The sequence below is a fragment of the Ideonella alba genome, assembly GCF_018069845.1.
GTDB classification, from domain to species: domain Bacteria; phylum Pseudomonadota; class Gammaproteobacteria; order Burkholderiales; family Burkholderiaceae_C; genus Ideonella; species Ideonella alba.
Genome location: NZ_JAGQDD010000008.1, coordinates 184,500 through 208,699 on the forward strand (window position 1 = coordinate 184,500; position 24,200 = coordinate 208,699).

The window sequence follows — 24,200 nt, forward strand, 5'->3', positions numbered from 1 at the left end:
CCGTGGGTGGCCGTGATGCTGGTACAGACGTCGCCGGACCCGCCTGTGCGACACAGGTGCGGGAAAACACCGAGTCCACGGCAGGCTGGGTCCGCCGCGGCCCGGTGCTCGGCGGCGCTTCAGATCAGCGCGCCGAACAGCGAGGCCCGCCCCCCGGTCACCTCCGTCGTGGCCGCGCCCTGCGACGCCAGGATCGCGGCCAGGGCCGCCCGCGCGCCTGCCGGGTCGCGCGTGTCCGAGGCCCGCTCGAGGTAGCGCTGCACCTGGTCCAGCGGGTGCCCCGGCGGCACGGACGGCGGCCGGCGCCGCTGCGCCTCGGCCAGCGCCTCGGCGGCACCGGCCGCCCCCAGCTGCTGCAGCACCCAGGCGTGGTCCAGGGCAGTCGACCAGGCCTCGACCGTGGGGCCGGCCATCCCGGGCCCGGCCGCCACCAGCCGCGCCAGCAGCTGGCGCGCCGCCGGCAGGTCGCCCCGCCAGCGCGCCAGCTGGGCCGACAGCCTGTCCACCCGGGCACGCACCGGCCGATCCCAGCCGTCACGCACCCCAGGCTCCTGCCGCAGTGCATCGACCAGCGAGCCGGCCAGCTCGCCCAGGTCCAGGGCCAGGGCGCCGCGGGCCAGCGCCAGGCGGATCTCCACGCGCTGCTGCCCCAGCCACTCCTGCTCCGTCTGCAGTTGCTGCATCAGGGCGCGGGCCTGGGCGTCGTACGCGGCCGGCGCCACGGCATGCGTCAGGCCCTGCAGTTGCAGGCGCTGGGCCTGCAGCGCCATCTGGGCGACCGGGTGCACCACGCCGGCCGCCCGGGCGTAGGCCAGGTCCTCGTCGCGCTGGCGCAGGGCCTCGGGCCAGCGGCCGGTCTCCAGCAGGAAGCGCCCCAGCTCGTGGCGCAGCGAGAGGTTCAGGCCGCTGCCCGGCTTCATCAGCGCATCGATGCGCGGCAGCAGGCTGCGCAGCCGGGGTTCGATGTCGCCGTAGTCGCCCGCCCGGATCTGCAGCGCCAGCAGGTTGCGCTGGTAGGTCAGCACCTCGCGCTGCCAGTTCGGCTCGGTGCGGCCCCAGTAGACCTCGGTGCGCTTGAGCGTGTTGATCGCCTCGCGCAGATGGCCCTGGGCGCTCTGGACGATGCTCAGGTGGTTCAGGTAGCTGGCGCGCATGCGCTCGGCCTCGGGGCCCTGCATCGGCTCGATGATCTGCCAGGCCTGCGCCAGGGCCTGGGCGGCCTCGTCGGCGCGGCCCAGGCGGGCATAGGCGGCGTCCAGCAGCATCAGGCCGTTGAGCAGCTCGTCGCTGTCGGCGCCGAACACCCGCCGCAGGCGTGGGATCGCCGGGGCGATGCTCTCGACGATCAGGTCGGGCTGGCCCTGCAGGATCCAGCTGCGGGACTGGTCGAGCCGGGCCTTCAGCGTGGGCGCGGACTCCTCCCCGTGGATCTGCACGCTCAGCGCCACCAGCTCGCGCGCCAGCGGCTGCGCGATGTCGTGGCGGTTGAGCTGCTGGTTGGTCGCCACCAGCACCTGCAGCACGCGCAGCCGGGTCTCGGGCGAATCGCCGAAGCGCTGCAGCACGTCTTCGCGCGCCTTGCGCAGCAGCTGCAAGACGGTGGGCCACTCGCCGCCATGGCGATCGGGGCTGGCCGAGGCCAGCAGCTCCTGCAGGTAGGCCGTGACCTCGTCCGACTGCCGCGCGGCCTCCTTGGCCCGCTGCCATTGCCACAGGCTGGTGCCCAGACCGATCGCCAGCGAGCAGGTGACGATCGCCGTGCTGCCCGCCAGCAGCGCATGGCGGCGCAGCCACAGCAGGCTGTCATGGCGCCAGTCGCGGCGCTGGGCGCGCACCGGCCGGCGGGCCGACCAGTGGTCCAGGTCCTCGATGAAGGCGCTGACGTTGCGGTAGCGCTGTGCCGGGTCCTTGTGCAGTGCCTTGGCGATCACCGCCTCCAGGTCGCCGCGGGCGCGCCCGGCGTCCTCGGCCGGGCCGGGTCCCCCCGGCGTCGGGGTGGCGCTCAGCAGGCGGTGGGGCTCGGTGTCCATCACCGCGCGCTCCAGGCTCGCCCGGCTGTCGCCCGCGGCGCCGAAGGGCAGTGCGCCGCTGACCAGCTCATAGAGCATCACGCCCAGCGAGAAGACATCCGCAGCGGTACCCACCGGCTGGCCGGCCAGTTGTTCCGGCGCGGCGTACCCCACGGTCAGGCCGCGGCCGGTCAGGCGCGTCAGGTCGTCGGCCGCGGCGTCGTCGTCCAACAGGCCAGCGACGCCGAAATCCAGCAGTTTGGGCTGGCCCTCGGCGGTGACCAGCACATTGGACGGCTTGAGGTCGCGGTGGATCACCAGCTGCGCATGGGCCGCCTCCACCGCCTGGGCCACGCTGCGCAGCAGCGCCACCCGCTGGTCCAGCAGCGGCGCATGCAGCCGGGCATGTTCGGACAGCGGCCGGCCGCGCACCAGCTCCAGCACCAGGTAGGCCTGGCCCTGGGCCACACCGGCATCCAGCAGCCGGGCGATGGCGGGGTGGTTCAGGCGTGCGAGCACCGCCCGCTCGCGCGCGAAGCGGGCCGAGAAGCGCTCGGCCGGCAGATCGGCCCGCAGCAGCTTGATCGCCGCCTCGCCCTGGAACAGGCCGTCGGCCCGGTTGGCGCGCCAGACCTGGCCCATGCCGCCCTCGCCGATCTTCTCGGCCAGCACCCAGGCACCCAGCGGCAGGCCCCGCAGGTCACTGGTGGCGCGCTCGTCGGCGCCCGGCACCAGTGCCGGACCCAGCCATTGGTCGAAGGCGGTCACCAGCGCCTGCGCCGCATCGGGTTGCGCCTCGGCCCGCTCGGCCTGGGCCAGCATCCGCCGCAGCGCGGTGGCCAGCGCCGGCTGCTGGGCACACACCCGCTCCAGCCAGGTCGCGCGCTCGCCCGGGGCCAGATCCAGCGCCTCGTCCAGCAGCGCCGAGAGCTGCTCCCACTGCGTGCGGTCGATCATCGGGTGGACAGCGGCCGGCGCATCAGCCCAGCAGTTCGCGCAGCAGCGCCCGCGCCTTGATCAGGTCGCGGTTGACGGTGCGGGTGGCCACGCCGCGCAGCGTCGCCACCTCGGCGATCGTCAGGCCGGCGAAGACATGGATCTCGAGCAGCTCGTACAGCGCGGCGTCGATCTCGCGCATGCGGCTCAGCGCCCGGTCGCAGGCGATCAGGTCCTCGGCAGAGCTGAGGTTGGCCGGCATGCCGGCCGCCTCGGACAGCGTGACCATGATCTGCTCGCCGCCGCGCTTGTCGCGACCCAGGCTGCGCAGGTGGTCGATGACCACCGAGCGCAGCACCTGGCCCACATAGGCGAAGAACTGCCCGCGCGTGCGCCCGTGCAGGCGCGAGGCATCGGCCAGGCGCAGGAACCCCTCGTGCACCAGGGCCGTGGTGTTCAGGCCCGGCGCGCCGTGCACCTGGGCCAGGCGTGCGCGCGCCACCCGCTTGATCTCGGGGTACAGCACGACGAAGAGCTGCTGCAGCGCCTGGGCATCGCCGCCGGAGGAACGCTCCAGCAGCTCGCCGACAGCCGGCAAGGTGTCAGAGGGGTCGGTCATGGCAGGCCAGCGCGCAGTCCCGCCGACCCCTGCGGGGCCCGCGGTCTGGCGCACGTCGTTCTCCCAACATCAACGGCGGCTGTCGCCTGTGACAGCCGCTGATGCGCCGAAATGTAACTCCCAGCGGTAACGGATGTGGGCGCGCCCCTAATTTGCAGCGCCGGCGGAGGTCATGGCGGCGCTTCGCGCCGCTCCAGCGCCTGCAGAAGGCCGATGCGCAGCCGGTGCACATCGATCGGCTTGGTCCAGTAGTCCTGGAAACCGCTGGCGCGGGCCAGCGCGACGTCGTCGGGCATGGCGTCGGCCGACACCGCCACCGCCGGCACACCGGCCAGACCCGGCAGGTCGCGCAGGCGGCCCAGCAGCGTGCGGCCGTCCATGTCGCCCAGGTGCATGTCCAGCAGCAGCAGATCGGGCGGCCACTGCGCGGCACAGGCCAGCGCCTCCTCGCCGCTGGCCGCCAAGCGCAGCTCCACCCCGTCCAGGGGTGCCAGCACCTGTTCCATCAGCAAGGCGTTGACCGGGTTGTCCTCTGCATACAGCACGCGCCGCCGCGGTCCGGGCGGTCGGGCGCCTGGCATGCCTTCCTCCCGCGGCACCGCGGCTGGCCGCGCCGCGGCGGTGGACAGCGTGACACTGAACGTGGAGCCCTGGCCGGGCTGGCTGGTCACCTCCAGCCGGCCGCCCATGGCCTCCACCAGCTGGCGGCTGATCACCAGGCCCAGGCCAGAGCCCTCGGTGGCGGTGCGCTCGGCCCCCAGGCGGTTGAACGGCTGGAACAGCTGGCGCAGCTGCGCGGCGCTCATGCCGGGCCCGCTGTCCTGCACGTCAATGCGCACCTGAGCATCGGCGTGGCGGACCACGACGGCCACCTGCCCCTGGCGGATGTTGTACTTGACGGCGTTGGACAGCAGGTTGGTCAGGACCTGCTGCAAGCGCGTGGCATCGGCCTGGACCGCCACGGTGAACGGACACTGCAGTGTCATGCTCAGGCCGGCCCCGGTGGCCATCGGCTCGATCGCCGCCAGCGCCTGCTGCAACAGCGGCAGCAGGCGGACGGGCTGCATCAGCAGGCGCAGCTCGCCGGCCTCGATGCGCGCGATGTCGAGCAGCTCGTTGATCAGCGCCAGCAACTGCATAGCGCTGGCATTGACGACGCCCAGACGGCGGCGCTGCTCGGGACCCAGGGGCTCGCGCGCATCCTCGGCCATCAGCTGCGAGAAACCCAGGATGCCGTTGAGCGGCGTGCGCAGCTCATGGCTGGTACGTGCCATGAATTCGCTCTTGGCCGCGCTGGCGCGCTGAGCCGCCTCGCGCAGCTGCGCCGACTGCTCGATCTCGTGCTGCCGGGTGACGTCGGCGATCGTGCCATACCAGGTCCAGCGGTCGTCGCCCATGGGCTGCGGCGTGGCCAGGATGTCATCGATGGCCCAGTCGCTGGCGCCCTGGGCGCGCACCCGGAAGTGCCCTCCCCACACCCCCCCGGCGCGCACCGAGTCCTCGCGCGCCCGCAACAGCCCTGGCAGGTCATCCGGATGCACATGCGACCACAGCGCCTGCTCAGGCACCATCGAGGCCTGCTCGACAGGCCCGTACAGGCGCTCCACGCCGGCGCTGAGGTAGGTGAACACGCCGCGGCCCAGGGCATCGCGCTCGTACTCGAACAGCAGGACCGGTGCCGCATCGGCGGCACGTTGGGCGCGCTGGAGCTGGCGCTCCAGGCGCTGACGCTCGCGCATCGGCGACATCACCAGACGGACCGTCCGCGCATCGACCGCGCCCCCCAGCGAGGCACAGGCCAGCACCGGCAGGGTCATGTCGCCCGACTGCAGTGACAGGCTCAGCTCCTGCAGCTGACCGTGCAGGTGCAGCGTGGGCAGCACATGGGTGTGGTACAGCACCCGACCGGCCCGGGTCAGCCAGTCGTCGATGCGCGAGCCTCTGAGCAGCCCGACAGGCTGGCCCAGCCACTGGGCCAGGCAGGCATTCGCCTCGATCAGTTCGCCGGCCGCGGACACCAGCGCGACGCCCACCGGCAGGTCGTCCCAGGACGACCGCGACTCAGGCATGCAGCACCCCGCGCAGCAGCCGCACCACCTCCTCGGGATGGCTCACGTGCGGGCAATGCCCCGAGATCGGCAACTCGACCAGCGAGCTGCCCGGCATCCGGGCGTGCATCCAGCGTCCCACGGCCACCGGCGCCAGGCTGTCATCGGCGCATTGCACGATCAGGGCCGGCACCGTCAGCCTCGGCAGCAGGGCGCGGACATCCACCGAGAAGGCCAGGCGTGCGAACTGGCGGGCGATGCGGGGCTCCAGCGAACACAGCGCGCGCTCGAAATCACGCGTCAGCGACACCGGATTGGACTGCCCCATGGCCATCGGCGCCAGGAACTGGGCCCAGCCGAAATGGTTGGACTCCATCAGCTGGAACAGCTCGTCCAGATCGCGCTGCTCGAAGCCGCCGACATAGTCGGGCGGATCGTTGAGGAAGCGCGGCGACGGGGCCAGCAGCACCAGTCGCTCGAAACGCTGTGGCGCGGCCAGCGCCGCCAGCAGCAGGATGACGCTACCCACTGAATGACCGACCCCGGTCACACGGTCCTGACCGGCCTCATCCAGCAGGGCGAGCAGATCGTCGGCGTGGCCCTGCAGGCTGCCGTGCCGGGCGGGATCCCAGGTGGATACCGAATCGCCGCAGCCGGCCAGGTCATATGCCAGCACGCGCGACAGGGTTTCGATCCGCGGCACCACGGCGCGCCAGATGTGTCGGTCGCAGCCAAACCCGTGGACCAGCACGGTGGCGGCCGATCCGGACCCGGACAGCACCGCATGGTGTGCCAACAGGCGGGACTCGGTCATGGTGGTTGTCTCGGAAGCAGCAGGTGCCACGGACAGGACAGCATAGCCCATCTCCCCGGGACCTCCTTATTTCATGTCAAGCCCCATGCCAGAGGTCGCCGGCCACCCGGCGGCTGGCATACTCGTCCGACACCCTCGCGGTCTTCGCAGGAGAACTGCCATGCGCTCGCCTCCGGCTGACCGGCCCCCGCCGCCCGTCGAGCCCCCGCCTTCGGCCCCCGTGGCGGACGCCCATTTCACCGGCCTGTACCAGGACCTGCGCCGGCTGGCGCGGGCGCGGCTGCGCCGCAGCGAGGGGGTCACGCTGCTCGACACCACTTCGCTGGTGCACGAATCCTGGCTGCGCCTGCGCAGACTGGACGCGGCCGATCTGCCCGGCGGCGAAGGGCAGTTCCTGGCCTACGCCTCGCGCGTGATGCGCCTGGTCGTGATCGACTTCGTGCGCCAGCGGCGCGCCGAGCGCCGTGGCGGCGACCAGTTGCACGTCACGCTCAGCACCGAGGTGGCCGATGCGGTGGCGGTGTCCGACGAGCAGGTGCTGGGCATCCACGAGGCGCTGGAGGCCCTGGCCCAGGTCGACCCGCGCCTGGTGCGCATCGTCGAGATGCGCTGCTTCGGCGGCCTGGATGAGCAGACCATCGCCCAGTCGCTGGGCGTCACCGACCGCACGGTGCGGCGCGACTGGCAGAAGGCGCGCCTGCTGCTGAAGGCGCAACTGCTCTCCTGAGGCGGCCCATGGCCCTGAGCGCCGATGACCTGCAGCGCCTGTCGGGCTGGCTGGACGAACTGCTGGAGCTGCCGGCGGGCGATGCGCGCCAGGCCCGGCTCCAGGCGATCGGCGCCAGCGATCCCGCACTGCGCGACCGGCTGGCGGCGCTGCTGGCCCAGGCCGACGACGGCACCACCGAGGGGCTCGATGCATTGCCTGAACTGGTCCGATCGATCGGTGAGGCGCAGGCCACGGCCAGCGGCCAGCGCATCGGTCCCTATGAGCTGCTGCGCTGCCTGGGTGAAGGGGGCATGGGCAGTGTCTGGCTGGCCCGGCGGGTGGAGGGCGAGCCGCGCCGCGAGGTGGCGCTGAAGCTGCCGCGCCTGGCTGGCGCGCCGGGCGCTTTCGCCTGGCGCTTCGAACGCGAGCGCGACATCCTGGCGCAACTGGAACACCCGCTGATCGCCCGGCTCTACGAGGCCGGCACGGCCGCCCTCCCCGACGGCGGTGAGCAACCCTGGCTGGCGATGGAGCCGGTGGACGGTCAGCCGCTGGGCAGCTACTGCGACGCCGCGCGCATGGACCTGCGCAGCCGGGTGCTGCTGTTCCTGCAGGTGCTGCAGGCCGTGCAGTTCGCCCATGGGCGCCTGGTGGTGCACCGCGACCTCAAGCCCGGCAACATTCTGGTCACCGCCGACGGTCAGGTCCGGCTGCTCGACTTCGGCGTCGCCAAGCTGCTGGAGGGTCCGGCTGGCGGCCATCCGGTGACCGAGATGGCCGCGGCGCCGATGACACCGATGTACGCCTCGCCCGAGCAGGTCGCCGGGCGGCCGGTGGGCATCGCCTCGGACATCTACTCGCTGGGCGTGGTGCTCTACGAACTGCTCACCGGCTGCCGGCCCTACCGCCTCTCCCGCGACACCCGCGGCGCGCTGGAACAGGCCATCCTGGACGCCGACCTGACACGGCCGAGCCGCACCTCGCCCGATGCGCAAGCGGCGCAGCGGCGCGCCACCCAGCCGGCCCAACTGCGCCGCCAGTTGCGCGGTGACCTGGACACCATCCTGCTGCAGGCCCTGCGGCAGGCACCTGAACAGCGCTATGCCACCGCCCAGGCGATGGAGGACGACCTGCGCCGCTGGCTGGCCCACCAGCCGGTGCGCGCCCACCCCGACAGCTGGCACTACCGGCTGCGCAAGTTCGGCCGCCGCCACGCGCTGCCGCTCGGGGCCGCCACCCTGGCCTCGCTGGGGCTGGTGGCGGGTCTGCTGATGGCCCTGGACCAGGCGCGCCGTGCCGAGCGCGAGGCGCGCCGGACCCTGGCGGTGCAGAACTTCCTGATCGGCCTGGTGCGCGAGGTCGGCCCGGGCCGCGCCCAGGGCCGGCCGCTGACGGTGGGCGACCTGCTGGATCGCGGCGAGCAGCGCCTGGATGGCGACCTCGGCACCGAGCCCGGCCTGCGTGGCGCCATCAGCGACGCGCTGCTCGAGATCCGCCTGGAAGTGGGTGACGGCAAGCGCAGCCTGCCGATGGCCGAGAAACGCCTGGCGCTGGCGCTGGCGCAGGACGGCGACGGCAGCTTGCCCCACGGCGATGCGCTGCTGGTGCTGGGGCGCGCCCAGGTGCTGCATGGCCGCTTCGAGCCCGCGCTGGTGACGCTGGCGCGCGCGCGGCAGATCTTCCAGGCCCACCCGGGCCAGCGCGACGACGCCCTGCTCAGCCTGGACAACCGCGTCGCCGGGGCCTTGAATTCGCTGCTGCGCCATGGCGAGGCGATCGCCCTGCTGCGCAGCCTGATTCCTCGCCTGCAGGCGCGCTGGCCGCAGACCCACTGGGAAGAGGTGCAGGCCCGCTCGATGCTGGCCACCGCCCTGGCGGCCGACGGCCAGCGCGATGAAGCACTGCGCATCGTCGCCGCCCTGGAGCCCGTGCTGGCACGCGGCTGGCCCGAGCAGGGCTTCGGGCTGGCGGCGATGCAGGCCAACCTGGGCTATGTGCTGTGGCGCCAGCGGGCCTTCGAGCCAGCCGCCGTCGCGCTGCAGGGCGCGATCACCGAGATGGACCGGCTGCTGGGCCCGGTCAACAGCCCGGCGGTGGACGCTGGCCGCACCCTGGGCATGGTCCATCTGGACGCCGGCCGCTACGCCCGCGCCAGTGAGGTGCTGGAGGCCAATCTGGCGCGCTCCCGCGCGATGCATGGCGCGGACGACGCCGAACTGGCGCTGAACCTCAGCTTCACGGTGCTGACCCGTCTGCGCCTGATGCGCCTGGACGACGCCGAGGCGGCCGCACGCGACTCGGTGCGCATCGCCCAGGCCCACCCGGGCCTGTCGGCGTCGGAGCTGCGTGGCCTGCGCCGGCGCCTGGGGCAGGTGCTGGTGCAGCGCGGCCAGGCGGCAGAGGCCCTGGCCGTGCTGGACGCCGTGGCCGCCGAGGAGCGCCAGGCCCAGCAGCTCAAGGACGTGCGGCACGCCAGCACCCTGCTCTGGCGGGCCGGCGCGCTGGCGCAGCTGGGCCGCCACCGCGAGGCCGCCGACACCGCCCGGGCCGCCGCCACCATCCAGGCCGACCAGCCCGCCTCGCCCGCCGCCCGCATCGCACTGGCCAAGGCCCGGCTGACCGAGGTGCTGTGCCTGCTGCCCTCGCCGCTGGCCGCCGACCGTGCGGCGACCACCGCGCTGCTGTCGGCCGCCGAGGCCGCCCTGGCCGCGGAATGGCCCGCCGGGCACCCGGACCGCGCGCTGGCCGGCGCGGTGCGCGCGCACTGGCTGCGTGCCCAGGGACAGGACCGCGCGGCCGCCGCGGCGCTGAGTCGCAGCCAGGCCGACTACCTGGCCGCCAGCGGCGCACCGATGCCCGACCGGCTGCTGGTGGTGTTCTGAGCCGCGCCGGGGCCCCCCACGGCAGGGCCGCACGCCGCTGCCCCCCTACGCCTGGGGGGCTGGTCGCTGTCCGGTGTCGGCGGCCGCTCACGAATTGAAGGGTAGGCCGGTCGTCAGCGCACCGGTCAACGACACCCACCCCTTCTTCGGAGTTGCATCCCATGAACCGTTCGCTCGCTCCCCTGGCCCGCCGCCCCGGCGCCTCACTGATCCTGTGTGCCGTGCTGGCCGCCCTGGCGGGTGCCGCCCAGGCCAAGCGTCCTTCGCTGCAGCCGGCGCTGCAGGGCGAGATCGAGACCGAGGGCGATGTCGACGCCCTGGGCGACGTCGGCATCGAGGCGCTCGACCCGACCGCCAGCACCGACGACCACTCGGTGAACACCCCCACCAGCTGGTGGACCTACACCAACCAGACCGCCGCCCAGGTCAGCAGCCTGCTGTCGTCCAAGGGCGCCCGGCTGGTGGGCCTGGACATCTACGGGATCGTCAGCGGCGCGCCGCGCTTCACGGTGCGCATGGTGCGCAACAGCGGCGCCTATGCGGTCCCGGGCTGGTGGTGGTACTACGGCCTGACCGCGGCCGACATCGCCACCCAGCTCAGCGCCAACAACGCCCGGCTGATCGAGCTCAAGCCCTACGACGCGGGTGGTGGCGTGATCCGCTATGCCGCGATCATGGTGTCCAACACCTCCACCGCGGCGCGCGCCTGGAGCTACCTGGTCGGCGTCAGCTCGGCACAGATCAGCACCCACCTGACCAACAGCGGGCATCGCCTGATCGACCTCGACACCTATGTGGAAGGCGGCGTCAAGAAGTACAGCGCGGTGCTGGTGGCCAACACCGGCACCGACGCCCGGTCCTGGCAGTGGTGGCTCAACCAGAGCCCGGCCAACGTGGCCGCCAAGGTGGCGTCCTTCAGCGGCCGCATCGTCAAGCTCGACCGCAACAGCGACGGCACCTACAACTTCATCCAGGTGAAGAACACCGGCTCGAACAACAGCGCCTGGTGGTACCAGTACGGCTTCACCAGCCTGACCGACCTGAACAACTACGCGCTGCAGGTGGCCTCGCGGCCGGTGGACCTGCGCACCTATGTCGACGGCAACGGCGTTCGTCGCTATGACGCCGCCTTCATCGACAACGCCAACAACAGCACCCGCCGCATGCGCAGCGTGTTCGGCGCGAACTTCCTGGACGCCAATGGCAACCCCACCCGCGGCATCTTCGAGGGCTACCTGAAGCTGGTGGGCGGCGCCGTCAAGGTGGACCTCAACAGCGCCCGCCGCGCCGAGACCGCCAGCTCGCTGAAGGCGCTGCACCTGCTGACCAGCATGCAGCGTGTGCAGGCCGGCACCGACACCCTGGCCTCGGCCTTCAACTACTACGAGTACGACATGTCCAAGGGCAAGGACGCCTGCCCGGACCCGGCCAAGGAGATCCCGGCCAACCTGCGCACCAACTACAACTTCGAGACCGGTCTGGACGAGATGATGCGCATCTCCGACAACCGCACGACCCGCGGCACGGTGCTGCGCTACGGCGGCTTCTCGGCCTTCAACACCGTGGCCGGCAATGCGGGTCTGTCGGGCACCACGCTGCGCCACAACATCGGCTGCGCCTACGCCAACCCGGCCACCGGCAAGTACTCGACCAGCCTGCGCAACGACACCACCGCGGCCGACCTGGCCCGCATCTACGAGGGGGTGTGGAGCAGCACCCTGCTCACCAACACCAACAGCGCACGCGACGAGTTCCTGGAGTCGGCCAACCCGGGCATGGGCGCCAGCGCGCGTATCCAGGCGATCATCGACCAGGAGGCAGCGGCCCTGGGCAAGTCGGCGGTGGCCGCGTCGTTCGGCGGTGTGGTGCGCACCTGGAGCAAGGGCGGCAGCTACGGCACCTGCCTGCCGGATGGCAACGGCAACTGCGGTCAGCGGGTCATCATCCGCTCGGGCGCGGGCCTGATGCGCCTGCCGATCAAGGTGGGCGGTCAGCTGGACTACCGCACCTACAGCTACGGTCACCTGATCTCGGACACGCCGGTGCCCTGCTTCGAGGACTACGACACCCCGGGCACCAACTGCCAGGCCGATGTGGACTACACCAACGCCCACGGCAACGCCTCGGCCGAGCTGTTCCGCGACGAGATCCGCTCGGCGCTGCAGACCTGGTGATCCGCGGCCAGCGGCTGTGAAACAGGGGCCGGGAGAGGCATCTCCCGGCCCCTGTGGCCTGGCACCGTAGACTGCGCCCATGCGCGACCTGTTCCTGCTGGACCCCGACATCGTCTTCCTGAACCACGGCTCCTTCGGCGCCTGCCCGCGCGAGGTGCTGGCCGCCCTGTCCCGATGGCAGCACGAGCAGGAACGCAACCCGGTCGAGTTTCTGGGCCGACGCTCAGGGGGCCTGCTGGCTGCCGCGCGCGAGGCCCTGGGCCAGGCGATCGGCGCACGCGGCGAGGACCTGGTCTTCATGCCCAACTCCACCACCGGGGTCAATGTCGTGGCCCGCTCCTTTGCGCTGCAGCCGGGTGACGAGGTGCTGGCCACCGACCTGGAATACGGCGCCTGCGACGCCACCTGGCAACGGGTCTGTGCGCAGCGGGGCGCGCACTACCGGCGGGTCGAGATCCCGCTGCCCTACCGGCCCGCGCAGGTGGTCGAGCGGCTGCTGGCTGCCGTCGGCCCGCGCACCCGGCTGATCTACCTGAGCCACATCACCTCGACCACCGCCCTGACCCTGCCGGTGGCCGAGGTCTGCGCAGCCGCCCGGCAGCGCGGCCTGCCGGTGCTGGTGGATGGCGCCCATGCGCCGGGGCAGATCCCGCTGGACCTGGCGGCCATCGGCGCCGACTTCTACGTGGGCAACTGCCACAAGTGGCAGTGCGCCCCCAAGGGCTCGGCCTTCCTGCACGCGCAGCCGGCCTGGCAGGCCATGCTGGACGCGCCGGTGACCAGCTGGGGCTATGCCGAGGACACCCTCAGCCACGCCGGTCTGGACACCTGGCTGGGCCGCACGCCGCTGGAGCGGCGCATGCAGTGGCAGGGCACGCGCGACATCACGCCCTGGCTGACCGTGCCCGACGCGCTGCGTTTCCAGGACGCACACGACTGGCCGGCGGTGCGCCAGCGCAGCCATGCCCTGGTGGCCCAGGCGATGGACGCGCTGTGCCGGCGCCATGGTGGGGAGCCCATTGCCGATGAGCGCGACTGGGCGCAGATGGCCGCCATTCCGGTGCCGGCGCAGGACCCCGAGGCCTTGCGCCAGCGCCTGTTTGACGAGAGCCGGATCGAGGTGCCGGTCACCACGCACGCCGGCCAGGTGTTTGTGCGCGTCTCGGCCCAGGCCTACACCACCGAGCAGGACATCCAGCGCCTGCTGGACGCGCCGGCCCTGCGCTGAGCGGCTGCCGGGCGCTCAGTCCTCGTTGGCGACGTGGCAGGGCCAGTGCGCCTCGATCCAGCGCGTCAGCTCTGCGGCCGGGTCGTGGAATTCCTCGCCGGCAAAGATGTCGATCCTGACGCGCTGGGGTTGCAGGTCCACCACCATCACGACCGGGTAGCTGAAGCGCTCCTGCGTGGACGGCGTGCGCGTGGCCAGGAATTCGGTCAGGTCGTCGTCGTCACCGAAGACCAGCAGCGCCTGGGGGCGGTCCGGGTCGCGCCAGGCGCCGGTCAGCGTTGACAGCACGAAGTCGGCGATCGCCTCGGTGTCGAACGGCGCACGGTCGGGCACCAGGGTGAAGGCGTCCCGTTCCAGCAGGGCGTACAGGTCAAGAGGCATGGGGCGAGTCTAGCCCCACACCACCAACAGGTTGTTGGCGGGCATCTCCACCCGCTCCCGTCGCTGCAGGCCCACCTGCGCCGCCAGCGCATCCAGCGCGTCCAGCCGGCGCACCCCCTGGTGAGGCACCTGGGCACGCAACTGGGCGTCAAAACGCAGGTTACTCGGCGCCGTCGGGCGATCCGCCTCGATGAAGGGCCCGTAGACCAGCAGGCGGCCCGCGGGCGCCAGCACGCGCGGCAGGGCCGCGAACCAGGCACCCACGGTGGTCCAGGGCATGATGTGCAGCGTGTTGGCACTGAACACGACGTCGTGCACCGCGCCGCCGGCCTGCTCGGGCCAGTCCGGATGGTCCATGTCCAGGGCCAGCGGCGGCGGCGTGTTGGGCAGCGCGGCCTCGTCCAGCCAGCACCGCAGACCAGCGAGTTGTGCCGGCCGCTCACTGGTCTGCCACACCAGATGCGGCAGTGCGGGTGCGCAGTGCACCGCATGCTGGCCGGTGCCGCTGCCGATCTCAAGCAGGCGCCGAACACCTGCCAGTCGGGGGCGCAACGCGGCCAGGATCGGCTCCCGGTTTCGCTCGGCGGACGGGGCAAAGGGCTTGGCAGGCGGCGAGGCGTTCATCGGCAACAGCATGCCATGGCCGGAAGCAGAATGTCGGCAAGCTGCCCACAGCGGCCGTAGGCCGCTGTGGGCCAAGGCCCCGAACGTTGGGCTCCCCCCAGCCCCCCTCCGAGAGGGTGGCTCCAGTCAGAACCACAAAAGGTGGTGCGCCAAGCGTGCCAGCGCCACGCCGGCCGGCAGGCCGGCCCGAAGCTCATGCTGGAGCCCCCTTCTTGGAGGGGGGCTGGGGGGAGCTCAACGGAATAGGGCTCTGCCCACAGCGGCCTACGGCCGCTGTGGGCAGCAAGACGTCAGCCCACCCAGCGGCGGGCGTTGCGGAACATGCGCATCCAGGGGCTCAGCGCGGTGAGGTCGCCGCCTTGCCAACTGAACAGCGCATTGCGGAACACGCGCTCGGGGTGCGGCATCAGCACGGTGAAACGGCCGTCGGGCGTGGTCACGCTGGTCAGGCCCCCCGGGCTGCCGTTGGGATTGAGCGGATAGGTCTCGGTGGGCTGACCGCTGCCGTCGACAAAGCGCATCGCGCGCGCCACCTGGGCGGCGTCGCCGCGCTGGCTGAAGTCGGCAAAGCCCTCGCCATGCGCCACGGCGATCGGCAGGCGGCTGCCGGCCATGCCCTGGAAGAAGATGCTGGGGCTGTCCAGCACCTCGACCATGGCCAGGCGGGCCTCGAACTGCTCGCTGCGGTTGCGGGTGAACTTGGGCCAGTGCTGGGCACCGGGGATGATGGGGCTGAGCGCCGCCATCATCTGGCAGCCGTTGCAGATGCCCAGCGCGAAGGTGTCGCTGCGACCGAAGAAGGCGGTGAACTGCTCGGCCAGCCGCGGATTGAACATCACCGAGCGGGCCCAGCCCTCGCCGGCCCCCAGCGTGTCGCCGTAGCTGAAGCCGCCGCAGGCCACGAAGCCCTTGAACTGCGCCAGCTGCGCGCCGCCCGACTGCAGGTCGCTCATGTGCACGTCGTGCGCATCGAAGCCGGCCAGTGCGAAGGCGTGGCTGGTCTCGACGTGGCTGTTGACGCCCTGCTCGCGCAGGATGGCCACCTTGGGGCGCGCGCCCAGGTTCAGGAACGGGGCGGCCACGTCGTCGGAGGGATCGAAGGACGGCGCCCAGTGCAGGCCGGCGTCATCGCCGCCGGCCAGCGCGTGCTCCTGGTCGGCGCAGGCGGGGTTGTCGCGCAGCCGGGCGATGCGCCAGCTGACCTCGTCCCAGGCCTGCTGCAGCGTGCGCAGCGGGGCGCTGAACTGCGGCTTGGCGTCGCGCCAGACCTCGACCACCCGCTTGTCGTTGGTCTTGCCCACCACGTGGCTCTGGCGGCTCAGGCCGTGGGCGCGCAGCGTGGCCAGCACCGCATCGCGGTCGGCGCTGCGCACCTGCAGCAGCACGCCCAGTTCCTCGTTGAACAAGGCCTTGAGGGTGAGTTCCTCGCGGCGGCCGCTGGTCTGGGTCGCCCAGTTCTTGGCGTCGCCGGTGTCGGCGCGGCTGTCGTGGATGCCGTCGCCTTCGGTGACCAGCAGGTCCACGTTCAGGCTGACGCCGCGCTGGCCGGCAAAGGCCATCTCGCAGGCCGCCGCCCACAGGCCGCCATCGGAGCGGTCGTGGTAGGCCAGCAGCCGGCCCTCGGCGCGCAGCTGGTTGACGGCGGCCACCAGGGCCTTGAGCTGGGCCGGATCGTCCAGGTCAGGCACCTGGTCACCGAACTGCTGCAGCGTCTGCGCCAGGATCGAGCCGGCCATGCGCGCACGGCCGTTGCCCAGATCGACCAGCACCAGCGTGGTGTCACCCTCCTGCAGCTGCGGCGTCAGCGTGCCGCGGATGTCGTCCAGCGTGACGAAGGCCGAGACGATCAGCGACACCGGCGCCACCACCTGCCGGGTCTGCCCGGCGTCGCTCCAGCGGGTGCGCATCGACAGACTGTCCTTGCCCACCGGGATGCCCACCCCCAGCGCCGGGCAGAGTTCCATGCCCACCGCCTTGACGGTGTCGTACAGCGCGGCGTCCTCGCCCGGCTCGCCGCAGGCCGCCATCCAGTTGGCGCTGAGCTTGACGCGGGACAGGTCGATCGGCGCCGCCAGCAGGTTGGTGATGGCCTCGGCCACCGCCATCCGGCCCGAGGCCGGCGCATCGATGCTGGCCAGCGGCGTGCGCTCGCCCATGCTCATCGCCTCGCCGCGCAGGCCACTGAAGTCGGCCAGCGTGACCGCGCAATCGGCCACCGGCACCTGCCAGGGGCCGACCATCTGGTCGCGGTGGTTCAGGCCGCCCACGGTGCGGTCACCAATGCTGACCAGGAAGCGCTTGCTGGCCACGGTGGGGTGGCGCAGCACATCGAGCGCGGCCTGCTCCAGCGCCACGCCGGTCAGGTTCAGCGGTGCCACCGGCCGGGGCAGACGCTGCACGTCGCGCTGCATCTTGGGCGGCTTGCCCAGCAGCACCTCCATCGGCATGTCGATCACGCGCTCGCCGCCGGGGCCGTCCTCCAGGATCAGCTCGGTCTCGTCGGTGGCCACGCCGACCACGGCGTAGGGACAGCGCTCGCGGCGGGCCATCGCGTCGAACGCATCCAGCTTGGCCGGGTCCAGCGCCAGCACGTAGCGCTCCTGGCTCTCGTTGCACCAGATCTCCTTGGGCGCCAGGCCGGTTTCCTCCAGCGGCACCTTGCGGATGTCGAAACGCGCGCCCTTGCCGGCGCCGTCCACCAGTTCGGGGAAGGCATTGGAGATGCCCCCGGCGCCGACGTCGTGGATCGCGACGATCGGGTTGTCGACACCCAGCGTCCAGCAGTGGTTGATGACCTCCTGGGCGCGGCGCTGGATCTCGGGGTTGCCGCGTTGCACGCTGTCGAAGTCCAGCGACGCGGCATTGGTGCCCGCCGCCATCGAGCTGGCCGCGCCGCCGCCCATGCCGATGCGCATGCCCGGGCCGCCCAGCTGCACCAGCAGCGTGCCGGCGCCGAAGGGCAGCTTCTTTGTCTGGCCGTCGCTGATCGTGCCGATGCCGCCGGCGATCATGATGGGCTTGTGGTAGCCGCGGCGCAGCGCCTGGGCGCCCTCGCCCACCGTCTGCTCGAAGACGCGGAAGTAGCCGCCCAGGTTGGGTCGGCCGAACTCGTTGTTGAAGGCCGCACCGCCGATCGGGCCCTCGATCATGATCTGCAGCGCGCTGGCGATGTGCTCGGGCTTGCCGTAGGGCTGGGCCTCCCAGGGCTCGTCGGTGTCCGGCAGATACAGGTTCGAGACGCTGAAGCCGGTCAGGCCCGCCTTGGGCTTGGCGCCGCGGCCGGTGGCGCCCTCGTCGCGGATCTCGCCGCCGGCGCCGGTGGCCGCACCCGGGAACGGCGAGATCGCCGTCGGGTGGTTATGGGTCTCCACCTTCATCAGCACATGGGCCACTTCGTCACGCGGGCCATAGACCGGCGCGTCGGTGTAGCCCTGAGGCAGCCAGCGGGTGACCGGGCCGCCTTCCATCACCGCCGCATTGTCGTTGTAGGCGATGACGGTGCGCTGCGGGTTGAGCTTCTCGGTGTTGCGGATCATGCCGAACATCGACAGCGACTGCGGCTGGCCGTCGATGATGAAGTCGGCGTTGAAGATCTTGTGGCGGCAGTGCTCGGAGTTGGCCTGCGCGAACATCATCAGCTCGACATCGCTGGGGTTGCGCCCCAGGCCCTGGAAGGCGGCCACCAGGTAGTCGATCTCGTCGGCCGACAGCGCCAGACCGAATTCGGTGTTGGCCGCTTCGAGCGCGGCACGGCCCTGGCCCAGCACGTCAACATGGGCCATCGGCTCGGCCGGCTGCTCGTCGAACAGGTGGCGGGCCGCATCGCGCTCGAAGGCCACGCTCTCGGTCATGCGGTCGTGCAGCAGCGCGGCGCAGGCCTGCAGTTCATCGGCGCTGAGCGCCTTGCTGGCCCCCGTCAGGCCGGCGATCAGGCCGTCCTTCAGGTGCAGGCGGAACTCGGTGACCCGCTCGACGCGGTGGATACCCAGGCCGCAGTTGTGGGCGATGTCGGTGGCCTTGGAGGCCCAGGGCGAGACGGTGCCCAGGCGCGGCATCACCAGCACCAGCGTGCCCTCGTCACCGGCGGTGCAGGGATCGCCGTAGTCGAGCAGGCGGGCCAGCTTGTCGGTGTCGTCGGCGGCCAGCGCCTGGTCGCTCAGCACCCAGTGCACATGGCGGGCGCTGACGCCGGTGATGCGCGGGCAGGCGGCCTGCAGGCGCGGCAGCAGCGCGGCGGCGCGGAACGCGGACAGGGCATTGCCGCCCTCGAAGTGCATCAGGTGATGGGTGTGGGCCATGGACGGGGCGCTTCCGGGGGGGGCGTCGGGGACGGTGGCGCACGATGACCCGCCCTGAGGCGGGGGCGACCGTCGGTGAAAACCCGGGATTCTACGGCGAGGTGAAATAATGACCCCTTATGGCAATCACCTTCAAGACCCCGGCCGACATCGAGATGATGCGCGTCGCCGGCCGCCTCACCGCCGAAGTGCTGGACATGCTGGCCGAGCACGTCAAGCCCGGCGTGACCACCGAGCAGCTCGACAAGCTGGCGCACGACATGATCGTGCACGAGCAGAAGGCGATCCCTGCGCCGCTGAACTACGCGCCCAGCGGCTACAAGCCCTACCCGAAGTCGATCTGCGCCTCGATCAACCACCAGGTCTGCCACGGCATCCCGAACGACCGGCCGCTGAAGAACGGCGACATCGTCAACCTGGACGTCACCGTGATCAAGGACGGCTGGCACGGCGACTCCAGCCGCATGTACGTGGTGGGCGAAGGCAGCATCGCCGCCAAGCGGCTGTGCCAGATCACCTTCGACGCCATGTGGAAGGGCATTGCCAAGGTGCGCCCCGGCGCCCGGCTGGGCGACATCGGCCATGCGATCCAGACCTTTGCCGAATCGCAGGGCTATTCGGTGGTGCGCGAGTTCTGCGGCCACGGCATCGGCCGCAAGTTCCACGAGGAACCCCAGGTGCTGCATTACGGCCGCCCGGGCACGCTGGAGGAACTGGTGCCCGGCATGGTCTTCACGATCGAGCCGATGATCAACGCCGGCCGGCGCGAGATCAAGGAAATGGGCGACGGCTGGACCATCGTCACCAAGGACCGTTCGCTGTCGGCCCAGTGGGAGCACACGGTGGTGGTCACCGAGACCGGCTACGAGGTGCTGACGGTCTCCGACCGCACGCCGCCGCCGCCGTCCTTCATCACCGCGCCCGGCGCCTGATGTCGGCGACCGCGCCCAGCGCCGCGCTGTCGGTGGCGGAGCTGCGCACGCGCTTCCGCCAGGGCAAGGAGGCGCTGCTCACCCACTTCAAGGAGGCGCGCCCCAGCGCCACCAGTGCGCGCCTGCTGCTGCACGGCCTGGCGCGGCATGTGGACGCCACGCTGGTGCAGCTGTGGCAGGCCAGCGGCCTGCCCGCCGGGGCGGCCCTGGTGGCGGTGGGCGGCTACGGCCGCGGTGAGCTCTACCCCTACTCCGACGTCGACGTGCTGGTGCTGCTGCCCGAGCCCGAGACCGATGCGGTACGCGAGGCCGTCAGTGCCTTCATCACCGCCTGCTGGGACATCGGCCTGGAGATCGGCTCTTCGGTGCGCACCGTCGAGGACTGCGTGCGCGAGGCCCAGGCCGACGTCACCGTGCAGACCTCGCTGCTGGAAAGCCGGCTGCTGACCGGTCCGCGCCGGCTGTACCAGGCCTTTGCCAAGGCCACCGCCGAGGCGCTGGATCCGGCCGCCTTCCTGCGTGCCAAGACGCTGGAGATGCGCCAGCGCCACGTCAAGTACGAGGACACGCCGTACTCGCTGGAGCCCAACTGCAAGGAAAGCCCCGGCGGCCTGCGCGACCTGCAGGTGGTGATCTGGGTGGCCCGCGCCGCGGGCCTGGGCCGCACCTGGAGCGAGCTGGCCGCCAAGGGCCTGCTGACGCCCTTCGAGGTCAAGCAGCTGCAGCGCCATGAGGGCACGCTGCGCCTGATCCGCTGCCGCCTGCATGTGATCGCCGGCCGGCGCGAGGACCGCCTGGTCTTCGATCTGCAGACCTCGGTGGCCGAGAGCTTCGGCTACCAGTCCACCAAGGGCGCGCGCGCCAGCGAACAGCTGATGCACCGCTACTACTGGGCGGCCAAGGCGGTGACCCAGCTCAACCAGATCCTGATGCTGGGCATCGACGAGCGCGTCAGTGCCAGCGAGCAGGTGCCGATGCGGCCGATCAACGCCCGCTTCCTGGACCGCGGCGGCATGCTCGAGGTGGCGCGCGACGACCTGTACTCGGACAACCCGCACGCCATCCTCGAGACCTTCCTGGTCTACCAGCAGACCACCGGCGTCAAGGGCCTGTCGGCGCGCACGCTGCGCGCGCTCTACAACGCCCGGGGCGTGATGGACAGCCGGTTCCGGCGAGATCCGCTGAACCGCGAGCTGTTCATGGACATCCTGCGCCAGCCCGAAGGGCAGACGCACGCCTTCAGGCTGATGAACCAGACCTCGGTGCTGGGGCGCTACCTGTGGGTGTTCCGGCGCATCGTCGGGCGCATGCAGCACGACCTGTTCCACGTCTACACCGTGGACCAGCACATCCTGATGGTGCTGCGCAATGTGCGGCGCTTCTTCATCCCCGAGCACGCCCACGAGTACCCGTTCTGCACCCAGCTGGCCAGCCAGTGGGACAAGCCCTGGCTGCTCTACATCGCCGCCCTCTTCCATGACGTGGCCAAGGGCCGCGGTGGTGACCACTCCGAGCTGGGCGCCACCGAAGTGCGCCGCTTCTGCCGCGACCACGGCCTGGAGCCCGACGAGACCGAGCTGGTCGAGTTCCTGGTGCGCCACCACCTGACGATGAGCACCGTGGCGCAGAAAGAGGACCTGCACGACCCCGAGGTCATCCAGCGCTTCGCCCGCCGCATGGGCGACGCCCGCCACCTGACCGGCCTGTACCTGCTGACCGTGGCCGACATCCGCGGCACCAGCCCCAAGGTCTGGAACGCCTGGAAGGGCAAGCTGCTGGAAGACCTGTTCCGCTACACGCTGCGTGCGCTGGGCGGCGCCCCGCACAGCGCCGATGCCGAGATCGAGGCCCGCAAGCAGGAGGCGATGCAGATCCTCGCGCTGCACGCCGCGCTGCCGGGCACCGAGCAGCCGCTGTGGAAGACGCTGGACGTCAGCTACTTCGCGCGCCACGATGCCGCCGAGATCGCCTGGCACGCCCGCGCGCTGTGGCGCCACCTGGAGACCCAGGTGCCGCTGGTCAGTGCGCGCCCCTCGCCCATTGGCGAAGGCCTGCAGGTGCTGGTCTTCTCGCCCGACCGCGCCGACCTGTTCGCGCGCATCTGCGGCTACTTCGACGGGGCCGGCTTCTCGATCCAGGACGCCAAGGTCCACACCACGCGCAGCGGCTACGCGCTCGACACCTTCCAGGTGGTCAACCCCAACGCCGAGGACCAGAGCCCGGCCGCCTACCGCGACATGATCAAGCTGGTCGAGACCCAGGCCAGCGCCGCGCTGGCCAGCGACGGACCGCTGCCGCCGCCCTCGCGCGGGCGGGTGTCGCGCCGGGTGCGTTCCTTCCCGGTCAAGCCGCGGGTGGCGCTGCGACCCGACGAGAAGGCGCAGCGCTGGCTGCTCAGCGTCAGTGCCAGCGACCGCTCGGGCCTGCTGTACGCGATCGCCCGGGTGCTGGCCGCGCACCACATCAACCTGCAGCTGGCCAAGGTCAGCACGCTGGGCGAGCGCGTCGAGGACACCTTCCTGGTCAGCGGCGCCGAGCTGCAGCAGCCGCGGCTGCAGTTGCAGGTCGAGAGCGAGCTGCTCGACGTGCTGGCCGACGTGCGCTGAACGCCGAAGCTTGCTGCAGCTCAAGTCCCACCGCGACCGCTCTGACACCATGGGAGCCCTCTGATGCCCAACAAGTTGACCGAAAAGGCCGTGATCGAGTCACGCAGCTACAAGGTCCGCCGCATTCCGATGCTGCGGCCCCTGGGCTGGCTGGCGCGCGGCTGGGGCGACCTGATGAACTGCCCGGTGCCCGGCTTGCTGCATGGTGTGGCCGCCGCGCTGTGGGGAACCCTGGTCGTGGTGCTGGCGGCCGATCGCTTCTGGCTGCTGATTGGCGCCTTCACCGGCTTCCTGCTGGTGGCGCCGGTGGTGGCCACCGGCCTGTATGCGATCAGCCGAGCGCTTGAACGTGGCGAGCAACCCGACCTGGGCACCGCGTTGCGGGCCTGGAAGCCCAACGACCTGCGGCTGGTGGTGTTCGGCCTGCTGCTGGCGCTGGCCGGCACCGGCTGGGTGCTGACCTCGGCAGCGCTGATCTGGACCCAGACCGGTGCCAGCGTGCGCACGCCGATGGACTTCCTGCGCCTGGTGGTGCTGGCGCCAGGTGGTGCGCTGTTCGAAACCTGGATGGCGCTGGGCGCGGTGCTGGCGGCGCCGGTCTACGCCTCCAGCGTGGTGACCCTGCCGCTGCTGCTGGACCGGCAGATCAGCGTGCTCACCGCCGTCTTCGTGAGCTGGAAGACCGTCCTGACCCACCCCGCACCGATGGCCCTGTGGGCCTTCCTGCTGCTGGCCCTGAGCGGCCTGGGCATGCTGAGCGTGATGGTGGGCCTGGTGTTCGTGGTGCCCTGGCTGGCGCACGCCAGCTGGCATGCCTACCGCGACCTGGTGGACACCTCCGGGATGGCGGAGCGGTCCTGACATGCCCCCACTCTCACTTCGTTCGTTCCCCCCAAGGGGGCGCTCAGTCCCTTCGGAACGGCCGGGCGGGACTGACATGACATTTCCACGCTCACTTCGTCCGAAGCTCACAGAGAAGGCGCTCAGTCCCTTCGGAGCGGCCGGGCAACACTGACATGTTCGGCTACACGGAAGAACAAATCGCCTGGTTCGGCCTGACCTTCGGGGTCTCGGCCTTCATGCTGTACATGGTGTTCATCATCCTGCAGCTGGCGCGCGAGTCCAAGGCCGGCCGTTTCGGCACCTTCGTGCTGCTGCTGGGTCTGGGCGTGGGTCTGCTGGGCTTCGTGCTCAAGGGCATCATCAAGTACTTCATGGTCGGCATCGTCGAATGAACGCGCCCGACGAGGCCGAGCCGCAGCGCCACACGCTGTTCGACGATGCCCAGGCGCTGCTGATCGGCACGCTGTTCGTCAGCATCGGCCTGACCATGTTTCGCCACCTGGGTCTGATGACCGGCGGCACGGTCGGCCTGGCCTTCCTGGCTCACTACGGCAGCGGCCTGCCTTTCGGCCCGCTGCTGTTCGTGATCAACCTGCCCTTCTACTGGCTGGCCTGGCAGCGCCTGGGGCCGCAGTTCACGGTCAAGACGCTGTCGGCGGTGACGCTGCTGTCGGGCCTGTCGGAGCTGATGCCGCAGTGGCTGGGCTACAGCACGCTGAACCCCTTGTTCGCCGCCTTGGCCGGCGGATCGCTGATCGGCACCGGCTTCATCATCCTGTTCCGCCACCGCGCCAGCCTGGGCGGCTTGAACACCGTGGTGCTGTGGCTGCAGGAGCGCTACGGCTGGCGCGCCGGCATCGTGCAGCTGAGCATCGACGCCGCCATCCTGCTGGCCAGCTGGCCCTTCACCGACGCCCGCCGTCTGGCGCTGAGCGTGCTGGGCGCCGTGGCGATGAACTTCGCGCTGGCGGTGAACCACAAGCCCGGCCGCTACGTGGCCTACTGAAACGACACGGGCCGGCAATGCCGGCCCGAGATCGACTGTCTGGCTGGAACCCCCTCCCGGAGGGGGCAGGGGGAGCCCAACGGTCGGCCGA

At 71.3% G+C, this 24,200-nt stretch carries 16 protein-coding genes; 9 read left to right on the forward strand and 7 right to left on the reverse strand.

Annotated elements, in window-relative coordinates; translation table 11 throughout:
* Positions 1 to 119 precede the first annotated feature (119 nt).
* From KAK03_RS13105 to KAK03_RS13120, 4 genes are all read right to left on the reverse strand, one after another.
* Positions 120 to 2,966 (reverse strand): serine/threonine-protein kinase, encoded by a 2,847-nt coding sequence (locus tag KAK03_RS13105; RefSeq protein ID WP_210854400.1) that lies wholly within the window; start codon positions 2,964 to 2,966, stop codon positions 120 to 122.
* A gap of 22 nt (positions 2,967 to 2,988) precedes the next feature.
* Complete coding sequence (locus tag KAK03_RS13110) at positions 2,989 to 3,564, reverse strand: ECF-type sigma factor (protein WP_210854401.1); 576 nt, start codon at positions 3,562 to 3,564, stop codon at positions 2,989 to 2,991.
* Positions 3,565 to 3,734: 170 nt separating this feature from the next.
* The gene (locus KAK03_RS13115; RefSeq protein ID WP_210854402.1) at positions 3,735 to 5,633 is read right to left on the reverse strand and encodes a PAS domain-containing hybrid sensor histidine kinase/response regulator family protein; all 1,899 of its coding nucleotides are present in this window, start codon (positions 5,631 to 5,633) and stop codon (positions 3,735 to 3,737) included.
* Entirely contained in the window at positions 5,626 to 6,426 is an 801-nt protein-coding gene (locus KAK03_RS13120; RefSeq protein ID WP_210854403.1) for an alpha/beta fold hydrolase, read from the reverse strand. Before KAK03_RS13120 ends, KAK03_RS13115 begins: the two co-directional genes overlap by 8 nt.
* Positions 6,427 to 6,586: 160 nt before the next feature.
* On the opposite strand from KAK03_RS13120, the gene KAK03_RS13125 reads away from it, so the two are divergent.
* From KAK03_RS13125 to KAK03_RS13140, 4 genes are all read left to right on the forward strand, one after another.
* Positions 6,587 to 7,153, forward strand: a complete 567-nt coding sequence (locus KAK03_RS13125; protein WP_210854404.1) for an ECF-type sigma factor — start codon at positions 6,587 to 6,589, stop codon at positions 7,151 to 7,153.
* An 8-nt stretch (positions 7,154 to 7,161) separates the two neighbouring features.
* Positions 7,162 to 10,017 (forward strand): serine/threonine-protein kinase, encoded by a 2,856-nt coding sequence (locus KAK03_RS13130; protein WP_210854405.1) that lies wholly within the window; start codon positions 7,162 to 7,164, stop codon positions 10,015 to 10,017.
* Positions 10,018 to 10,178: 161 nt separating this feature from the next.
* A complete protein-coding gene (locus KAK03_RS13135) occupies positions 10,179 to 12,191 on the forward strand; it encodes a serine hydrolase (protein WP_210854406.1) in 2,013 nt (670 codons plus the stop codon).
* Positions 12,192 to 12,270: 79 nt separating this feature from the next.
* Positions 12,271 to 13,419: an aminotransferase class V-fold PLP-dependent enzyme gene (locus KAK03_RS13140; RefSeq protein ID WP_210854407.1), complete on the forward strand. Its 1,149-nt coding sequence runs from the start codon at positions 12,271 to 12,273 to the stop codon at positions 13,417 to 13,419.
* 15 nt (positions 13,420 to 13,434) lie between these two features.
* Here KAK03_RS13140 and KAK03_RS13145 read toward each other — a convergent pair whose 3' ends face one another.
* The 3 genes from KAK03_RS13145 to purL all read right to left on the reverse strand — a co-directional run bounded on the left by KAK03_RS13145 (position 13,435) and on the right by purL (position 18,722).
* The gene (locus tag KAK03_RS13145) at positions 13,435 to 13,800 is read right to left on the reverse strand and encodes a hypothetical protein (protein ID WP_210854408.1); all 366 of its coding nucleotides are present in this window, start codon (positions 13,798 to 13,800) and stop codon (positions 13,435 to 13,437) included.
* Between the two features lie 9 nt (positions 13,801 to 13,809).
* Positions 13,810 to 14,424, reverse strand: a complete 615-nt coding sequence (locus KAK03_RS13150; protein WP_210854409.1) for a DUF938 domain-containing protein — start codon at positions 14,422 to 14,424, stop codon at positions 13,810 to 13,812.
* Positions 14,425 to 14,714: 290 nt separating this feature from the next.
* Positions 14,715 to 18,722, reverse strand: a complete 4,008-nt coding sequence (gene purL / locus KAK03_RS13155) for a phosphoribosylformylglycinamidine synthase (protein ID WP_210854410.1) — start codon at positions 18,720 to 18,722, stop codon at positions 14,715 to 14,717.
* A gap of 119 nt (positions 18,723 to 18,841) precedes the next feature.
* On the opposite strand from purL, the gene map reads away from it, so the two are divergent.
* The 5 genes from map to KAK03_RS13180 all read left to right on the forward strand — a co-directional run bounded on the left by map (position 18,842) and on the right by KAK03_RS13180 (position 24,109).
* Entirely contained in the window at positions 18,842 to 19,654 is an 813-nt protein-coding gene (map, locus tag KAK03_RS13160; protein WP_210854411.1) for a type I methionyl aminopeptidase, read from the forward strand.
* Positions 19,654 to 22,260, forward strand: a complete 2,607-nt coding sequence (locus KAK03_RS13165; RefSeq protein ID WP_210854412.1) for a [protein-PII] uridylyltransferase — start codon at positions 19,654 to 19,656, stop codon at positions 22,258 to 22,260. Before map ends, KAK03_RS13165 begins: the two co-directional genes overlap by 1 nt.
* A gap of 63 nt (positions 22,261 to 22,323) precedes the next feature.
* The gene (locus KAK03_RS13170; protein WP_210854413.1) at positions 22,324 to 23,121 is read left to right on the forward strand and encodes a DUF2189 domain-containing protein; all 798 of its coding nucleotides are present in this window, start codon (positions 22,324 to 22,326) and stop codon (positions 23,119 to 23,121) included.
* A 155-nt stretch (positions 23,122 to 23,276) separates the two neighbouring features.
* A complete protein-coding gene (locus KAK03_RS13175) occupies positions 23,277 to 23,495 on the forward strand; it encodes a DUF2788 domain-containing protein (protein ID WP_210854414.1) in 219 nt (72 codons plus the stop codon).
* A complete protein-coding gene (locus tag KAK03_RS13180; protein WP_210854415.1) occupies positions 23,492 to 24,109 on the forward strand; it encodes a YitT family protein in 618 nt (205 codons plus the stop codon). Before KAK03_RS13175 ends, KAK03_RS13180 begins: the two co-directional genes overlap by 4 nt.
* Positions 24,110 to 24,200 lie beyond the last annotated feature (91 nt).